The 15,079-nt window shown below is 68.8% G+C and carries 19 protein-coding genes; 14 read left to right on the top strand and 5 right to left on the bottom strand.

Features of this window, described 5'->3' with window-relative positions; genetic code table 11:
• The first annotated feature begins 53 nt into the window (after positions 1 to 53).
• Positions 54 to 623 (top strand): TetR/AcrR family transcriptional regulator, encoded by a 570-nt coding sequence (locus BJQ94_RS19195; protein ID WP_265399781.1) that lies wholly within the window; start codon positions 54 to 56, stop codon positions 621 to 623.
• A 54-nt stretch (positions 624 to 677) separates the two neighbouring features.
• On the opposite strand, the gene BJQ94_RS19190 is transcribed toward BJQ94_RS19195, so the two are convergent.
• Positions 678 to 1,463 (bottom strand): putative protein N(5)-glutamine methyltransferase, encoded by a 786-nt coding sequence (locus BJQ94_RS19190; RefSeq protein ID WP_265399780.1) that lies wholly within the window; start codon positions 1,461 to 1,463, stop codon positions 678 to 680.
• Between the two features lie 15 nt (positions 1,464 to 1,478).
• Positions 1,479 to 2,204 (bottom strand): GNAT family protein, encoded by a 726-nt coding sequence (locus BJQ94_RS19185; RefSeq protein WP_265399779.1) that lies wholly within the window; start codon positions 2,202 to 2,204, stop codon positions 1,479 to 1,481.
• 229 nt (positions 2,205 to 2,433) lie between these two features.
• Between BJQ94_RS19185 and BJQ94_RS19180 the strand changes: the two genes are divergently transcribed.
• The 11 genes from BJQ94_RS19180 (at position 2,434) to BJQ94_RS19130 (ending at position 10,766) form a co-directional block, all read left to right on the top strand.
• Positions 2,434 to 3,159 carry an ATP-binding cassette domain-containing protein gene (locus tag BJQ94_RS19180; protein WP_265399778.1) on the top strand — a complete coding sequence of 242 codons (726 nt, stop codon included), beginning with the start codon at positions 2,434 to 2,436 and terminating at the stop codon, positions 3,157 to 3,159.
• A gap of 62 nt (positions 3,160 to 3,221) precedes the next feature.
• The gene (locus tag BJQ94_RS19175) at positions 3,222 to 4,238 is read left to right on the top strand and encodes a metal ABC transporter substrate-binding protein (protein WP_265399777.1); all 1,017 of its coding nucleotides are present in this window, start codon (positions 3,222 to 3,224) and stop codon (positions 4,236 to 4,238) included.
• A 7-nt stretch (positions 4,239 to 4,245) separates the two neighbouring features.
• Entirely contained in the window at positions 4,246 to 5,037 is a 792-nt protein-coding gene (locus BJQ94_RS19170; protein WP_265399776.1) for a metal ABC transporter ATP-binding protein, read from the top strand.
• A complete protein-coding gene (locus BJQ94_RS19165; RefSeq protein ID WP_265399775.1) occupies positions 5,038 to 5,925 on the top strand; it encodes a metal ABC transporter permease in 888 nt (295 codons plus the stop codon). It abuts the gene before it with no gap.
• Positions 5,925 to 6,761, top strand: coding sequence for a metal ABC transporter permease (locus tag BJQ94_RS19160; protein ID WP_265399774.1), 837 nt, complete (start codon positions 5,925 to 5,927; stop codon positions 6,759 to 6,761). The genes BJQ94_RS19165 and BJQ94_RS19160 overlap by 1 nt, the downstream gene beginning before the upstream one ends.
• Positions 6,755 to 7,165: a transcriptional repressor gene (locus tag BJQ94_RS19155; RefSeq protein WP_265399810.1), complete on the top strand. Its 411-nt coding sequence runs from the start codon at positions 6,755 to 6,757 to the stop codon at positions 7,163 to 7,165. Before BJQ94_RS19160 ends, BJQ94_RS19155 begins: the two co-directional genes overlap by 7 nt.
• Positions 7,166 to 7,342: 177 nt before the next feature.
• Positions 7,343 to 7,579 (top strand): 50S ribosomal protein L28, encoded by a 237-nt coding sequence (rpmB, locus tag BJQ94_RS19150; protein ID WP_066598603.1) that lies wholly within the window; start codon positions 7,343 to 7,345, stop codon positions 7,577 to 7,579.
• Positions 7,579 to 7,746 carry a 50S ribosomal protein L33 gene (gene rpmG / locus BJQ94_RS19145; protein WP_066598602.1) on the top strand — a complete coding sequence of 56 codons (168 nt, stop codon included), beginning with the start codon at positions 7,579 to 7,581 and terminating at the stop codon, positions 7,744 to 7,746. Before rpmB ends, rpmG begins: the two co-directional genes overlap by 1 nt.
• A 2-nt stretch (positions 7,747 to 7,748) precedes the next feature.
• Positions 7,749 to 8,054, top strand: a complete 306-nt coding sequence (gene rpsN, locus BJQ94_RS19140; RefSeq protein ID WP_035835254.1) for a 30S ribosomal protein S14 — start codon at positions 7,749 to 7,751, stop codon at positions 8,052 to 8,054.
• A gap of 319 nt (positions 8,055 to 8,373) precedes the next feature.
• Positions 8,374 to 8,661, top strand: coding sequence for an HU family DNA-binding protein (locus BJQ94_RS19135; protein ID WP_066598601.1), 288 nt, complete (start codon positions 8,374 to 8,376; stop codon positions 8,659 to 8,661).
• Positions 8,662 to 8,789: 128 nt separating this feature from the next.
• Positions 8,790 to 10,766 carry a cytochrome c oxidase assembly protein gene (locus tag BJQ94_RS19130; RefSeq protein ID WP_265399773.1) on the top strand — a complete coding sequence of 659 codons (1,977 nt, stop codon included), beginning with the start codon at positions 8,790 to 8,792 and terminating at the stop codon, positions 10,764 to 10,766.
• A gap of 19 nt (positions 10,767 to 10,785) precedes the next feature.
• Here BJQ94_RS19130 and BJQ94_RS19125 read toward each other — a convergent pair whose 3' ends face one another.
• Together BJQ94_RS19125 and BJQ94_RS19120 are read right to left on the bottom strand one after the other, a co-directional pair.
• A complete protein-coding gene (locus tag BJQ94_RS19125) occupies positions 10,786 to 11,856 on the bottom strand; it encodes a hypothetical protein (protein ID WP_265399772.1) in 1,071 nt (356 codons plus the stop codon).
• 77 nt (positions 11,857 to 11,933) lie between these two features.
• The gene (locus BJQ94_RS19120; RefSeq protein WP_265399771.1) at positions 11,934 to 12,209 is read right to left on the bottom strand and encodes a hypothetical protein; all 276 of its coding nucleotides are present in this window, start codon (positions 12,207 to 12,209) and stop codon (positions 11,934 to 11,936) included.
• On the opposite strand from BJQ94_RS19120, the gene BJQ94_RS19115 reads away from it, so the two are divergent.
• Both BJQ94_RS19115 and BJQ94_RS19110 read left to right on the top strand, forming a co-directional pair.
• The gene (locus BJQ94_RS19115; protein WP_265399770.1) at positions 12,193 to 12,756 is read left to right on the top strand and encodes a Gmad2 immunoglobulin-like domain-containing protein; all 564 of its coding nucleotides are present in this window, start codon (positions 12,193 to 12,195) and stop codon (positions 12,754 to 12,756) included. The genes BJQ94_RS19120 and BJQ94_RS19115 overlap by 17 nt on opposite strands.
• A 166-nt stretch (positions 12,757 to 12,922) precedes the next feature.
• Positions 12,923 to 14,239, top strand: coding sequence for an AAA family ATPase (locus BJQ94_RS19110; RefSeq protein WP_265399769.1), 1,317 nt, complete (start codon positions 12,923 to 12,925; stop codon positions 14,237 to 14,239).
• Between the two features lie 57 nt (positions 14,240 to 14,296).
• Here BJQ94_RS19110 and BJQ94_RS19105 read toward each other — a convergent pair whose 3' ends face one another.
• Entirely contained in the window at positions 14,297 to 14,977 is a 681-nt protein-coding gene (locus BJQ94_RS19105) for a DUF4232 domain-containing protein (RefSeq protein WP_265399768.1), read from the bottom strand.
• Positions 14,978 to 15,079: the final 102 nt, after the last annotated feature.

The following is a 15,079-nucleotide window of genomic DNA, read 5'->3' as shown; positions in this document are numbered from 1 at the left end:
GACTGTATTCTGGTTTTGTCGAGCATCACGGACACCCACAAAAGGAGGGCACCATGGACCGCACGGGCGAACTCGCGGCGGCCGCGCTTCGCCTGGTCACCGCCGGGGGGCTGCCGGCCGTGACCTTCCGCTCGGTGGCCGCCGAGTCGGGCTGGTCGCTTGGCGCGGTGCAAAAGACCTTTCCCACCAAGGACGCCCTGATTCGGGCGACGCTGTCCTACGCGCAGGCGACCATAGCGTTGCAGGTGAGCGTCGACCCCGGCCGGCCTACCCTGCGCGCCTGGCTGGTGGAGCTTGTCATGGCCACTCTGCCGCTCGACGACGCCCGCCGCAGTGCATGCCTGGTCAGTGTCGCGGTCTCGGACCGGGCGCCGTTCGACCCAGAGGTGGCCCACTCCTTGGCGGGCTGGGATGCCGAAGTGCGCGGCAACCTGGCGCGGCTGGCCGGCCGGGCCCGGCACGAGGGCGAACTGCACCCCGAGGTCGACGGCGAGAACCTGGCCAGGGCGGTGCTTGCGTTCGCCGCCGGGCTGGCCGGCCAGCTGCTCTACGACCCGGTCGACGAGGCCACGGTTCTGGCCCTGGTGCAGAGCACCATGGCGGCCCTCACACCGGGTCTCTGACCCCGAGGACTCGGTTGGCTCCCACCTGCGCTCGGCATTCTTGCCGCCGGCGCCTCAGGCGGGCGCCGTGCCGATCACGACGGTGGCGTCCAGGGCTGCCGACCGGCGAATCCGGGGTCGTAGGCCGTGCCGGGTGAAGAGTTCCGCGGTGTGCGGTGACTGGGCGGCACTGGTCTCCACGATCAGGCGCCCGCCGGGCGCCAGCCACTCGGGCGCCGCCGCTGCGATCCGGCTCTGCACCTTGAGACCGTCGGTGCCGCCGTCCAGAGCCACCCGGGCTTCGTGCAGCCGTGCCTCAGGGGGCATCCGCTCGATGGCCTCGGTGGGCACGTATGGCGCGTTGGCCACAACGAGGTCGACCTGGCCGCGGAGTTCGGCCGGGAGCGGGTCGAACAGGTCGCCGGTGAGCACCTCGCCGCCCCGCGGGCTCACATTCAGGCGAGCGCAAGCGGTGGCCGCCGGATCGATGTCGATGGCGAACAGTCTCAACGATGGTTCGGCGGCGAGCAGGGCGGTGCCCACGGCGCCGGAACCACAACAGACGTCGAGGACCAGACTGTTCGGGTGTGCCACGCGGGCTGCCTCCTGCACGAGGAGCCGCGTGCGACGGCGCGGTACGAACACTCCTGGGCGCACCACGATGCGCAGCCCGCAGAACTCCGCCCAGCCGAGGACCTGCTCAAGCGGCAGGCCGCTGATCCGCATGGCCAGCAATCGCTCCAGGTCGGCCGGTGTGTCGGCGGCCTCCAGGAGGAGCTTGGCCTCATCCTCGGCAAAGACGCACCCAGCCGCGCGCAGCCGGCCGATCAGCTCGGGCGGAACGACAGCGCGCGGGGGCATGGCGGGCAGGCCGGCCTAGAAGGTGACAAGCGGCAGGGGGCGGACCGGGGGAGGCGCATCCGTGCGCAGCCTGGCGTGGGTTTCCACGTCGAACCGCTCGCTACCGTACTTCAGCTTCTGCCGCTCGATGCCCTCGAAGACGAAACCGGCCTTGGCGGCGACCCGGCACGAGGCGGGATTGTTGGTGCGGTGCCCGAGCTCGAGCCGGTGCAGCCCCTGCTCGGTGAAGGCCCAGTCCGCGATCGACGCGAGCGCGAGCGTGGCCAGGCCCCGGCCTCTGGCCTCGGCCGAGACCCAGTAGTAGACCCAGCCGGTGCCGTGCCGGTGCTCCATGCTGCCGATCCCGACATTGCCCACGGCGACGCCGTCGATGCTGATCGCGAAGTTCTGCCGCGAGACCGTGGCGGGTGCGAGGTTGTCGGCGATGAAGCTCTGGCAGCGGGCGATGGTGGACAGCTCGATAGCGCCGAATTGGGCGGCCAGGTCGCCGCTCACGGTGAAGGCCGCCTGCAGGCCGGCCGCGTCGTCGAGGCGCCACGGGCGCAGCATCGCCACCGGCACCGACTGTTCGGGGGACGGTTGTGCGGGGGCCGACTGGGAAGAAGCCGACTGGGAAGAGGCCGACGGCACCAACCGGGCGGACCGGCTGCCCCGGCCCGCCCGGGCGATCCGTCCGGAGCGGGCCGGGCTGGGCAGGCTGCCGGCGGACGGTGCGGTGCCCTTCCCGGTGCGTGCTCTCATGGCATCAGAGTAGACGGCGGGCGCATCCTCCGCGACTTGCCGCAAAACCCCCTTCGCGCCCTCTGAAGGGGAGTATTGCCCGATGTCGGCGGCGGACCCTTCGCCGACTTGCCGCAAAACGCCCTCTGGGCGGCGCGGAAGGGGCGATTTGGCGCAAGTCGGCGACTGCCTGCGGGCAGTTCCGGGCGGATGCGGGCGTATCGGGGGCCTGCGGGGGAGGATGGGGGGCATGGCTTTCGAGAGCACGCCCCTGCGCCGGGTCGAGGAGGACCCACAGCATCCACTGCCCAGGAACAGCTGGCCGGCCACCCTGCCGCCGGTCACCCAGCTGCTCGAGACCGGCCTGAACCTGGGGGCCGCCACGGTCTTCGTCGGCGAGAACGGCGCCGGCAAGTCCACCCTCGTCGAGGCGATCGCCCTGGCCTGGGGCCTCTCGCCGGAGGGGGGCTCCACCGGAGCGCGCAACTCCTCCCGGGTGAGCGAATCCCCGTTGCACGACCACCTGCGACTGGTGCGTACCGCGGGGAGCACCCGGCGTGGTTACTTCCTGCGCGCCGAGACCATGCACGGCTTCTTCACCTATCTCGAAGAGAATCCCCGCCAGTCCGGGCCGGAGGAGCCGCGCTTCCACGAGATCTCGCACGGGGAATCGTTCCTCGAGCTCGCCGTGGACAGGTTCAGGGGCCGGGGGCTGTGGGTGCTCGACGAGCCGGAGTCCGCCCTCTCGTTCTCGGGCTGTCTGGCGCTACTCGGCCATCTCAAAGCCCTGCTCGCCGCGGGCGGTTCGCAGGTGATCATGTCGACCCACTCGCCACTGCTCGCCGCGCTTCCCGGTGCCCGGATCCTCGAGGTGGGTGAGTGGGGGCTGCGCGAGATGGCCTGGCGGGACCTCGACCTGGTCACCAATTGGGCAAGTTTCCTCGATGCCCCCGAGCGTTACTTGCGTCAACTCTGAGCCCCCGCCACCCCGCTCTAATGGTTTTGACAATCATTATCAATAGGCGTAGCGTTCCACAGGTGAAGAACACCAGACTCCTCCTCCCCGCCCTGGCCGCCTCGGCTGCCCTTGTGCTGGCAGGATGCTCGACGACCGCCACCAATGCCTCGGCAGGATCGGACACCGACCTCAAGGTCGTCGCAACGACCACGCAGATCGCCGAACTCACCCGCAACATCGTCGGCGACACCGCCGGCGTCACGGTCACTCAGCTAATCCAGCCCAACCAGAGCGCGCACAGCTACGACCCGTCGGTCGCCGACCTCACTGCTCTCGGCGCCGCCGACGTGCTCGTGATCAACGGCGTCGGCCTGGAGGAATGGCTCGACGACGCGATCACGGCGTCCGGCTTCGACGGCGTCACCATCGACTCCGACGAGGGCATCACGATCCTGGACGGCGAGGCCGGTCACGAGGAAGACGGCGACACCGAGGCCGCGGACGACGCCGAGCACGACCACGCCGGAGGCAACCCGCACATCTGGACCGACGTGAGCAACGCCGAGGCCATGGCCGCCACGATCGCCGACGGCCTGGCCGGCGCCAGCTCCGCACATGCCGCCGACTTCGAGTCCAACGAGACCGGCTACGTCGCCAGGCTCGCCGACCTAGACGGCTGGATCCACGAGAACATCGACGCTGTACCGGCCGAGGAACGCCTGCTCGTGAGCAACCACGACGCCTTCGGCTACTTCACCGCCGCCTACGGCATCACCTACGTGGGCAGCGTCATCCCCAGCTTCGACGACAATGCCGAACCGAGCGCGGCGGAGATCGACACCCTCGTGGCCGCGATCAGGGCCACTGGCGTCAAGGCCGTCTTCTCCGAGGCGTCGATCAACCCCAAGGCCGCGGACACCATCGCCGAGGAGGCCGGGGTCACGGTCTACTCCGGAGACGACGCCCTCTACGGCGACTCGCTCGGCCCGGCCGACAGCGACGGCGCCACCTACATCGCCTCCCAGCTGCACAATGTGCGCCTGATCCTGGAGTCCTGGGGCGTGACGCCCACCGCCGTGCCCGCCGACCTGCAATAGTTGAATCGTGAACGAGAACCCTTCTCAGCAGCGGATGCCCGCACCGCTCGCCCTCCGAGTCTCCGGGGCCTCGTTCGCGTACGCCCAGACCCCCGCCCTCACCGGCCTGGACTTCGATCTCCACGCCGGTGAGGCCGTCGCGCTGATCGGCCCGAACGGCTCGGGGAAGTCGACCCTGCTCAAGGGCATCCTGGGTCTGATCCACCGCACCGAGGGAACCGTCGAGGTGCTCGGCCAGGCCCAGGCTCCGGCCGGCAGCATCGGCTACGTGCCGCAGACCGACGAGCTCGACCCCGAGTTCCCGGTGAGCCTCGAGCAGGTCGTCATGATGGGCCGCTATCGCCAGCTCGGCTGGCTACGGCTGCCCGGCAAGAAGGACCGCAGGGCGGTCGCCGACGCGCTGGAGACCGTGGGCCTCGGACACCTGGCCAAAACCCGGTTCGGGCAGCTCTCCGGCGGCCAACAGCAGCGTGGCCTGCTCGCCAGGGCCGTGGCCGGCGGTCCGCGGCTGCTGCTGCTCGACGAACCCTTCAACGGCCTCGATCAGTCCAACCGTGATGCCCTCGTCGGCACCGTGGAACGGCTCAAGGCAGACGGCGTGGCCGTGCTCGTCTCCACCCACGACCTCGAACTGGCCAGGGCGGTCTGCGAGCGGGTGCTGTTGCTGAACGGCAGCCAGGTGGCCTTCGGCCCGCGCGCTATTGTGCTCACCCTCGACAACGTCCAGCGCACCTTCCACGAGGTCGGCGTCGAAATGGACCAGCACACCCTCGTCATCCCCGGCCACGAAGGCCACTGAATGAGCGCCATGCTCGACCTGCCGTTCATGGAGCGAGCGCTCGTGGTGCTGTTGGCCCTCAGCCTCGTCGCCGGTGTGGTCGGCGTGCTCGTCAACCTGCGCAGCCTGGAATTCATCAGCGACGGCCTCACCCACTCGGTCTTCCCCGGCATCGCGATCGGCTTCGTCTGGGGCGGCCGGGACGGCCTCTTCGTGGGCGCCATGATCGCCGCGGTGCTCGCCGCCGTCGTGCTCACCCTGATCACCCGCCGCGCCGTGTCGGGGGACGCCGCAATCGCGATCGTCTTCACGGCCATGTTCAGCGTCGGCATCCTGGTCGTCTCCCGCCAGACCGACTATGCCGGCCAGCTGGACCAGCTCCTCTTCGGCCGCCTGCTCACCGTGACCGACGCCGAGGTGACGCAGACCCTATCGATCTGCGCCATCGCCCTGCTGCTGGTGGGCCTCACCCTCAAGCAGCAGGTCTTCCGGGCTTTCGACCGCACCGCGGTGGCCGCGGTCGGCTATCGCACGCTGCTGCTGGATCTGGTTCTCAACGTGGCCATCGCCCTCGTCGTGGTGGCGGCCTCCAGCGCCGTCGGCAACCTTCTTGTGCTCGCCGTGCTCATCGTGCCCGGCGCCGTCGCCCGGCTGCTCACGGTGCGGCTCTGGCTGCTCTTCCCGCTGGCCGCCGGGTTCGCGGCGCTGTGCGCGTGGCTGGGCCTGACGCTCGGCTTCGAAGCCTCCGTCACGGCCGGCATCGACCTGCCCAGCGGCGCCACCGTCGTGCTCGTGCTTGTCGCCGGCTACCTGCTTGTGCTCCTCGGCAGGGTCGCGGTCGACCGGATGCGCCGCCCCGCGCCGGCCACAGCCCGCCCCGAGCCGCAGCCGGGGACGGTGACCCGCTGATGGGCTACTTCGAGAAGGCCCTGCTCGCCGCCGTTGTGATCGGCGCGCTCAGCGGGCTGGTCGGCACCCTCGTGCTGTTGCGCCGGCGCACGTTCTTCGCCCAGGCGCTCACTCACGCCACCTTCCCCGGTGCCGTGGCCGCTGCGCTGCTCGGGGTCAGCATCCCGCTCGGCGCGGCCGTCGCCAGCGCCCTGATCGTGGCCGTGATGACCATGCTCGGCCGGGTCCGCCGGCAGGGCAGCCAGGTGGCCTCCGGCATCATGCTCACCGCCGGATTCGCGCTCGGTGTGCTGCTGCAGGCCCTCAACCCGACCCTGCCCGTGCACGTGGAGTCCTACCTGGTCGGCTCGATCCTCACGGTCACCGACGGTGACGTGCTCCTGGCCGCAGCGGCTCTGGCCGTCGCGGTGCTTGTCGCCGTGTTCCTGGGCAAGGAAATCCTGTTCTCCACCTTCGACCGCACCGGGTTCCGCGCGGCCGGCTACCGGGACTGGCCCATCGAGCTCCTCACCCTCGTGCTGATCACCGCCACCGTGGTCACCGCGATGCCGGCCGTCGGCGCGATCCTGGCGATCGCGCTGATCGCCGCTCCCGCCGCCGCCGCCCGGCTCCTGGTGCGCACCGCCGGCCGCATCGCGCTACTGGCCCCCCTCATCGGCGCCGGGTCCGGGGTCGTCGGGGTGCTGTTGTCCAGATCGCTCGACGTGGCGGCCGGTCCCGCCATCGCCCTCACCGCGGCCGCCTGCTTCCTCATCGCGCTCGGCGTAAGTTCGCTCCGGAGCAGGGCGCCGGGGGTTCACGCGTCCGCCCGGGCGGGGCTACGGTTGGAATCATGAAGCGAAACACCTGGCAGCGAGAGGCCGTGCGCACCGAGCTCAGCCGCGCCGAGGGGTTCGTCAGCGCCCAGGGGCTGCACTCCGCCCTGCACACCAGCGGCTCTCCGATCGGCCTGGCCACGGTGTACCGCGCGCTCGCCGACCTGGCGCTGGAGGGTGACGCGGATTCACTGCAATCGCCCGACGGCGAGAGCCTGTACCGGGCGTGCAGCACCACGGAGCACCACCATCACCTGATCTGCCGCAACTGCGGGCTCACGGTGGAGATCGAGGTCGCCGCGATCGAGAACTGGGCCACCCAGGAAGCCGCCAAGCACGGCTTCAGCGAAGCCGCCCATGTGATCGACATTTTCGGCCTGTGCGCGGCCTGCACCGCGCTTGCGTCAACCCGCCCAACCCCGTAGGCTGGGCAGCTGCTGCGCATATCTGTGCGTGCATTGCTTGTTCGTGTCTTTTCTTCCCATCGAATCAGCCTGGCGAAACGTGAGTTTCGACCGGTCGATTCCGGGTGGAATCCAACATGGATTGGCCGACAAGAGATCTTGGGAAGGGCAATCGCCCTTCGGTATTGGAGGAAAACCATGGCAGCAACCTGCCAGGTGACCGGAGCCGTTCCCGGCTTTGGACACAACATTTCGCACTCGCACCGACGCACCAAGCGTCGCTTCGACCCGAACGTGCAGACCAAGAAGTACTTCGTGCCGTCGCTTCGCCGCAACGTCACGTTGACCCTCTCGGCAAAGGGCATCAAGGTTATTGATGCTCGCGGTATCGAGTCGGTCGTCAAGGACCTGCTCGCACGTGGGGAGAAAATCTAATGGCTAAGGCTCAGGACGTACGTCCGATCATCAAGCTGCGTTCGACGGCAGGAACCGGTTACACCTACGTGACCAAGAAGAACCGTCGCAACAACCCCGACCGACTCGTGCTCAAGAAGTACGACCCCGTAGTGCGCAAGCACGTTGACTTCCGTGAGGAGCGCTAAAAATGGCGAAGAAGAGCATGATTGCCAAGAACAACCAGCGCAAGGTCATCGTTGAGCGTTACGCCGCGAAGCGCCTCGAGCTGAAGAAGGCTCTTGTCGACCCGGCCGGCACCGACGAGTCCCGTGAAGAGGCTCGCAAGGGCCTCCAGAAGCTGCCCCGCAACGCCTCGCCGGTTCGCCTGCGCAACCGCGACGCGGTTGACGGTCGTCCCCGTGGCCACCTCTCCAAGTTCGGCATCTCGCGCGTTCGTTTCCGCGACATGGCGCACCGCGGCGAGCTGCCCGGCATCACCAAGTCCAGCTGGTAACCAGCTGCTGATCGTGTAAACGATCTGCGACGCATCCACAGGGGATGAATGACTTCGGTCGTTCATCCCCTGTTGTGTGCCCGCCGCCGATTCGCCCGCGGCACCGACAACCCCGCATGAGGGGGGCGCACAGTTCGCGCACAGCATAAACACACCCAATCCGCTGTGCAAAGCGGCCCGAAACGCCGTAAATCCGCGGAATCCCGCGGATCAATGCTAGATTCAACGCGGTCGAACCGACCAACGGAGGCGCTTTCACAGCGCGCCCGCTTCACCTGAATACCTGTTTTTACAGACGAAGGTCCGAGGAGGACACTCAATGGCTGACAAGTCGCTGAACAAGACCGAGCTCGTTGCCAAGGTTGCCGCAGACTCTGGCCAGAGCCAGGCTGCCGTCGACGGCGTTCTGAACGCTTTCTTTGCAACCCTCGCCGACACCGTTGCGAACGACGGCAAGGTCACCATCCCGGGATGGCTCGGCGTCGAGCGCACCGCAACCGCTGCTCGCACCGGCCGCAACCCGCAGACCGGCGAAGAGATCGCCATCGCAGCCGGCCACCGCGTCAAGCTGACCGCTGGTAGCAAGCTCAAGGCCGCTGCCAAGTAGGTTGCAGGTCTCGTAGTACAGGTGGGCGTCGACTTCGGTCGGCGCCCACCACTCGTTAACCCGCGCACTCGTGGCGCCGGGCGCCGAACCGGCGGATTTCGCCTTCCGCCTCCGGTTAAGCTGGGTTGGTGCCCCGTTACGTTCGTATCATCGGGCCGGCAGCCCTGCTGCTGGCCGCGATTCTGGCGACGCTGGCGGGCCTGGCCTACGGCGGCGGCGCGGATGCCCAGCTGCTCGCCGACCCGGGCGCCGTCGTGCGCTGGGGCCTCCCGGTGGCCAAGCTCCTGGTCAACCTGGGCGCGGCCGGCACCATCGGCGCACTCGTGCTCACCTGCTTCGCGCTGAGCCCGAAGGAACGCGAATTCAGCACCGCCATCGACCTGGCTGCCGCCTCGGCCGCGTTCCTCACCATCGCCTCCGCGATCACCGGGTTCCTCACCTTCCTGCAGGTGACCAACGTCACGGTGAGCTTCAACGACCAGTTCAGCGCCACCGTCGGCCAGTTCTTCAGCCAGATCGAAATCGGCCAGGCGTGGCTCACCACCACCCTGATCGCCGCCGCTGTCACCGTGCTCTGCTTCGCCGTGCGCAATCAGACCGCGTTGGTCTTCGTCACCGTCCTCGCACTGCTCGCCCTGCTGCCGATGGCCCAGCAGGGCCACTCAGCCGGCGCAGAGGGCCACGACGCCGCCATCACCGCCCTGGGCCTGCACCTGGTCTTCGCGGCCGTCTGGCTGGGCGGCCTGCTCACCGTGATCCTGCTGCACAAGCAGCTGTCGCCGAACCGGCTCCGCGAGGTCATCGGCCGGTATTCCACCCTCGCCCTGGTCAGTTTTGTCGTGGTCGCCGCCTCCGGCTACGTCAGCGCCGAGCTGCGCATCGGCAGCTGGGACAACCTGCTCACCGGCTACGGCCTGCTGGTGCTGGTGAAGGTAGCCGTACTGCTCGTGCTCGGCGGCTTCGGTGTGCTGCAGCGCCGCTACCTGATCAACCGGATGCGCACCACGACCGGAACCGCCGACACCTTCTTCTGGTGGCTCGTCGTGGGCGAGATCGCCTTCATGGGCATCGCGTCCGGTGTGGCCGCGGCCCTGGCCCGCACGGCCACCCCGGTGGCCCAGGTGGTCACCACGGCGATCCCGGCGGCCACGCCCGCCCAGATCCTCACGGGCGAGGTGCTGCCGCCCGAGCTCACGGTCGCCCGCTACTTCACCGAGTGGAACTTCGACCTCGCCTGGGTACTGTTCTGCGCGTTCGGCATCTTCTTCTACCTGGCCGGCGTCGTGCGGCTGCGCCGCCGCGGCGACAAGTGGCCGCTGCACCGCACCATCCTCTGGGTGGCCGGTCTGGTCACCCTGTTCTACATCACCAACGGCGGCGTGAACGTATACGAGAAGTACCTCTTCTCCACGCACATGCTCGCCCACATGGCGCTCACGATGCTCGTTCCGGTGTTGCTGGTACCCGGCGCGCCGGTCACGCTCGCGGCCCGCGCCATCCGGATGCGCCGCGACGGCAGCCGGGGCCCGCGCGAGTGGATCCTGCTGGCCGTGCACTCGAAGTTCGCCGGCGTGATCTCGAACCCGCTCGTGGCCGCTGTGCTCTTCGCCGGGTCGCTCTGGGTGTTCTACTACACCTCGCTGTTCAGCTGGGCGACGACCGACCACATCGGCCACCAGTGGATGATCGTGCACTTCCTGATCACCGGGTACCTGTTCGTGCAGTCCCTCATCGGCATCGACCCGGTGCCGTACCGCCTGCCGTACACCTTCCGGCTGCTGTTGCTGCTGGGCACCATGGCGTTCCACGCGTTCTTCGGTCTGGCGCTGATGACGGGTACCGGACTGCTGCTGGCCGACTGGTACGGGGCCATGGGCCGCGACTGGGGGGTGAGCGCCCTCGCCGACCAGCAGGCCGGCGGCGGTATCGCCTGGAGCGTCGGCGAGATCCCCACCATCGCGCTGGCCATCATCGTGGCCATCCAGTGGGGACGCAGCGACGAGAAGGAAACCAAGCGGCGCGACCGTAACGCCGACCGCACCGGCGAGGCCGAGCTCAACGATTACAACGCCAGACTCGCCCGGTTGGCCGCGCACGACCGGTAGCCGGTCCCCGACCGACTGGTTAGCGCAGCTGGATGGCCAGGGAGCCGTCGGGCTGGATCGTGACGCTGATCCCGACCGAGAAGGGCACGTCTTCGTCGCGGGTGCTCAGGTCACCGTCGAAGAGCGACTGCACGTCGACCACGATGTGCGCCTGGCCGGTGGTGGCCGGCATGTCGAAGGAGCTCTCCCCGCCGGTGAGCGCGACCTCCGGGTAGTCCGCGATGGACCAGACCGGTGCTGACTTGACCCGGTTGTCGATCTCGATGCCGAAGGGGCAGTTGGACGGCTGCAGCACCTGCTGGGTGGTGCACTCGTCGAGGAACTCATTGAGCTTGTCCTGCACCTGACTGGTGAACACGGTGTTCGGCACCGCCTCCACCGTCACATCCGTGGCACCGGATGTGACCACGGGCACGCTCTGCGCCGGTGCGGTGAGCAGCGCGGTGTTGTGCGAGATGTCGTAGACCGCCGGGGCGAACGCGAGGTACGCGCCCTGGTTCGAGAACGACACCGGCGCGTCGGCGGCGGCCTGGGCGCGGGTGTCGAGGGTGAGGCCGTTGATCGTGAAGTGGGCCTCGTGCAGCACAGTGACCTGCAGCACCGCGAGCGGGCTGGTCGCGAACGCCCAGGTGGTGAAGATGCCGGCCACGGTGCCGGCGCGCTTCACGGTGAACTCCATCGACGTCTTCGCGCCGTCCAACCGGAAGTCGTAGACGACGGTGCGCTGGCTCTTCTGGCCTTCGGCGGCAGCGGGGGAGCTGGCCTCGTCGCTGACCAGATCGATGTCGGTGATCGAGCCGAGCACCGACGACCGCAGCAGCGTCGTCGGCAGGTCCTGGGGCAGTCCGGCGGCCTCGAGCGCGGCATCGGTGGGTTCGGCGCCGGGCAGAGCGAGCGCGGTGTGGGTGTCGTGGTCGGCCAGCGCCTCGAGGTACTGGCGCACGAAGCCCCCCGCGCTGTACACGTCGCGATTGAGCGACCCGATCGCCGCGCCCAGGGCGGCGAAGAGCAGCAGCAGAACGACGCAGACGGCGATCACCGCACGCACGTACCGGCCCCGCCGCACCCCGTTTCCGACCCCGTAGCTCACCTCCACATCCTACGGGCCCGACTGTGCCGTTGGCGTTGGCCGCCCGCCCCGGGGGCAGCAGCCGGGTCGCTCCGGAGCTACAATCCCAGCGTCAGCCAGAGGAGGCCCACGGTGAACAGCATGCGAAAGCAACGCGGGGCACGGCTCTCGTCCCGGCTCTGCGCCCTGGCGCTGGTCGGTTCGCTCGCCGCCTGCGCCCCCGGCCCGACGCCCACGCCGTCGCCCACCTCGAGCGCGTCGCCGTCGGACACCGGCGCATCGAGTACGCCGTCGACCTCCGCCGGCCCGGTGATCACCATCGACAGTCCCATCGCGGATGCCAGGGTGACAGTGCCCGTGACCGCCAGCGGCATCGCGAACACCTTCGAGGCGGCGCTCACCGTGGAGATGCTCACGGAGTCCGGCGACATCCTCTGTGTGCGCAACATCATGACCACCCCGGGCTCCAGCACCCCGGGCAGCTGGCAGACCGACGTCGCGTTCGTGCCACCGGACAGCGATGAACCGGCCACCCTGCGGGCCTATGAACTCAGCGCTCAGGACGGCACGCCCATCAACGTGGTCGAGCGGGACGTCACCGTCACGTCGGAGCGGCCACCGATCATCATCGTGACCCCGGTGTGCGGGGACACCGCTGCTCCCGGCGGACAGATCGCCGTGACCGGGCGGGCGCTGGTGTTCGAGGCGCAGTTCAGCATCGACCTGCGTGACGCCGCCGGGGACGTGCTCCTCACGCAGGCGGTGACCGCCGAGAGCGGCACAGAGGAGTCCGACTTCACCGCCACGGTGACACTGCCTACCGACTTGGCCGGCGGGTACTACGACATTGTCGCCTACGACAACAACGCGAAAGACGGCAGCATCGAGTATGAATTCCCGGTGCAGATCCTCGTGCAGTAGCCCTCGAAGCCGGCCGGCCACGTAACGGCGAGGACTTTTGCACCGGTCGGTCGCGGAGTGGGCCGCCCGGCGTGGGACGGTTACAGTGGAAGAGGTCCTTCATGTCGCTCTGCCGCGGCCGGCCCGGCCGCACACCCCATCGACTCCCACCAGTGAAAGTTCTCCCGTGACTGCGCTTCCCACCGAGATTCCGCTTTCGCGTGAACAGGCCGAGGTGTTCGCCGCCATCGAGGGCACCAAGCAGAACGTCTTCGTCACCGGCCGCGCCGGAACGGGTAAGTCGACACTGCTCAATCACCTGTCCTGGAACACCAGCAAGCAGATCGTGATCGCCGCCCCGACCGGGGTCGCCGCCCTCAACGTGGGCGGTCAGACGTTGCACTCGCTGTTCCGGCTGCCGATCGGGGTCATCGCCGATCATGCGATCGACCAGAACGACCAGCTGCGGAAGCTCCTCAACACGATCGACACCGTCGTCATTGACGAGGTCTCCATGGTCAACGCCGACCTGATGGATGCCATCGATCGCAGCCTCCGTCAAGCCCGGCAGCGTCCGCACGACAGCTTCGGCGGGGTGCAGATCGTGCTCTTCGGCGACCCGTACCAGCTGGCCCCCGTGCCGGGCGACCCGGAGGAGCGCGCCTACTTCGCCGACACCTATCGGTCGATGTGGTTCTTCGACGCGAAGGTGTGGCAGACCGCCGAGCTGAAGATCTTCGAGCTCACCGAGATCCACCGTCAGCACGACGCCGGCTTCAAGACCATGCTCAACGCGGTGCGCTACGGCCAGGTGACCCCGGAGATCGGCGGGGCGCTCAATGGCGCCGGCGCCCGCACGCCGCCCGCCGAAGGCGTGATCACCCTCGCCACCCGCAACGACGCGGTCAACCGCATCAATGCGGCGGCGCTCAAACGGCTCTCCGGCAAGTCCCTCTCGGCCAAGGCGGAGGTCACCGGCGACTTCGGCGGCCGCACCTACCCGGCCGACGAGGTGCTCGAACTCAAGGTCGGCGCGCAGGTGATGTTCCTGCGCAACGACAACCCGCTCGACGGCGGACCGCGCTGGGTGAACGGCAGCATCGGCACCGTCACCCGGGTCGATTCCACCGTGTACGTCGACATCGACGGCACCACCCACGAGGTGGAGCCCACGGTCTGGGAAAAGTACAAGTACACCTACAACGCGGCCACCAAGAAGCTCAGCAAAGATGTGGTGGCCGAGTTCACCCAGTTCCCGCTGCGCCTGGCCTGGGCTGTGACCATCCACAAGTCGCAGGGCGCCACCTATGAGAAGGCCATCGTGGACCTCGGCGCGCGGGTGTTCAGCCCCGGCCAGACCTATGTGGCACTGAGCCGGTTGACCAGCCTGAACGGCCTCTACCTCACCCGGCCGCTGCGCCCGAGCGACATCATCGTGGACGAGAACGTGCTGCGCTTCATGGAGGGCCTGCGCGTGACGGCTCCCATATCTCGCGAGCCGTGAGGTTTACCCCGAAAACTCGACGTTTTCGGGGCCCATCTCACGGTTCGCGGATGTCTGTCAGAAGACGACGGGTGTTGGCGCGAAGGCCCCGGTGCGCACCAGCTGCACGGCCGGATCATCGCAGCCCTGGATGGCGTCCGGCGTGGCCACCGCGCTGGAGCCGGCGTCCGCAGGCAGGGTCACCTCCAGCCGGGTGACGGGAACGAGCGGGCACCCGTAGGCCCCGGCCTGGGTGAGGTGGAGCAGGCTGTACGCGGAGTCGCCGGGGTCGAGTAGCAGCTCCACCGGCGTGGCCCGCGGTTCCAGGCCGGATGCCGCGCCGACAGGTTGGCCGGTATCGGCGGAGACCAGCGTCACGCTCGGGTAGCCGTCGATGCTGCAGGCCCCCGCCCCGGCGTTGGTGACGCTGAGATCCCAGAAGAAGCTGCCGGCGCCGCTGTCTCCAGGGCGCGCCTGTAGCGCGAAGGTCAGCTCGTCAGCGGAGCACGGGGCGGCGACCCCCGGCTGATCGGACGGCGTGGGCGAGGCCGGCCCCGTGGGTGCCGAAGACGGCTCCCCGGGCGGCGTGGGTGCCCGCGAGGCCGTGGGCGCGACCGTGGGAGTGGCCGAGGGCAGCACGGGGATCAACGGCACCCCGCAGGCGGACAGCGCAGCGCAGCAGCCGGCCAGCACGAGCACTGTGCTGCCGAGCCGGCGAAGCCTCGACTGGTTCGGGCGACCCGTCCCTGTGCGGATCATCTGGCCAGTATTGCACCGTCGGCAGGATGTTGCGCCCGACCAGCGCATCCATCGCACTCTGGGTACACTCCCCGGCAATGGGCCACATCCGGCACTCCCCGC

Origin of the sequence: Cryobacterium sp. SO2 (assembly GCF_026151165.2) — a bacterium.
GTDB lineage: Bacteria > Actinomycetota > Actinomycetes > Actinomycetales > Microbacteriaceae > Cryobacterium.
This window is presented reverse-complemented; position numbering and strand designations above follow the sequence as displayed.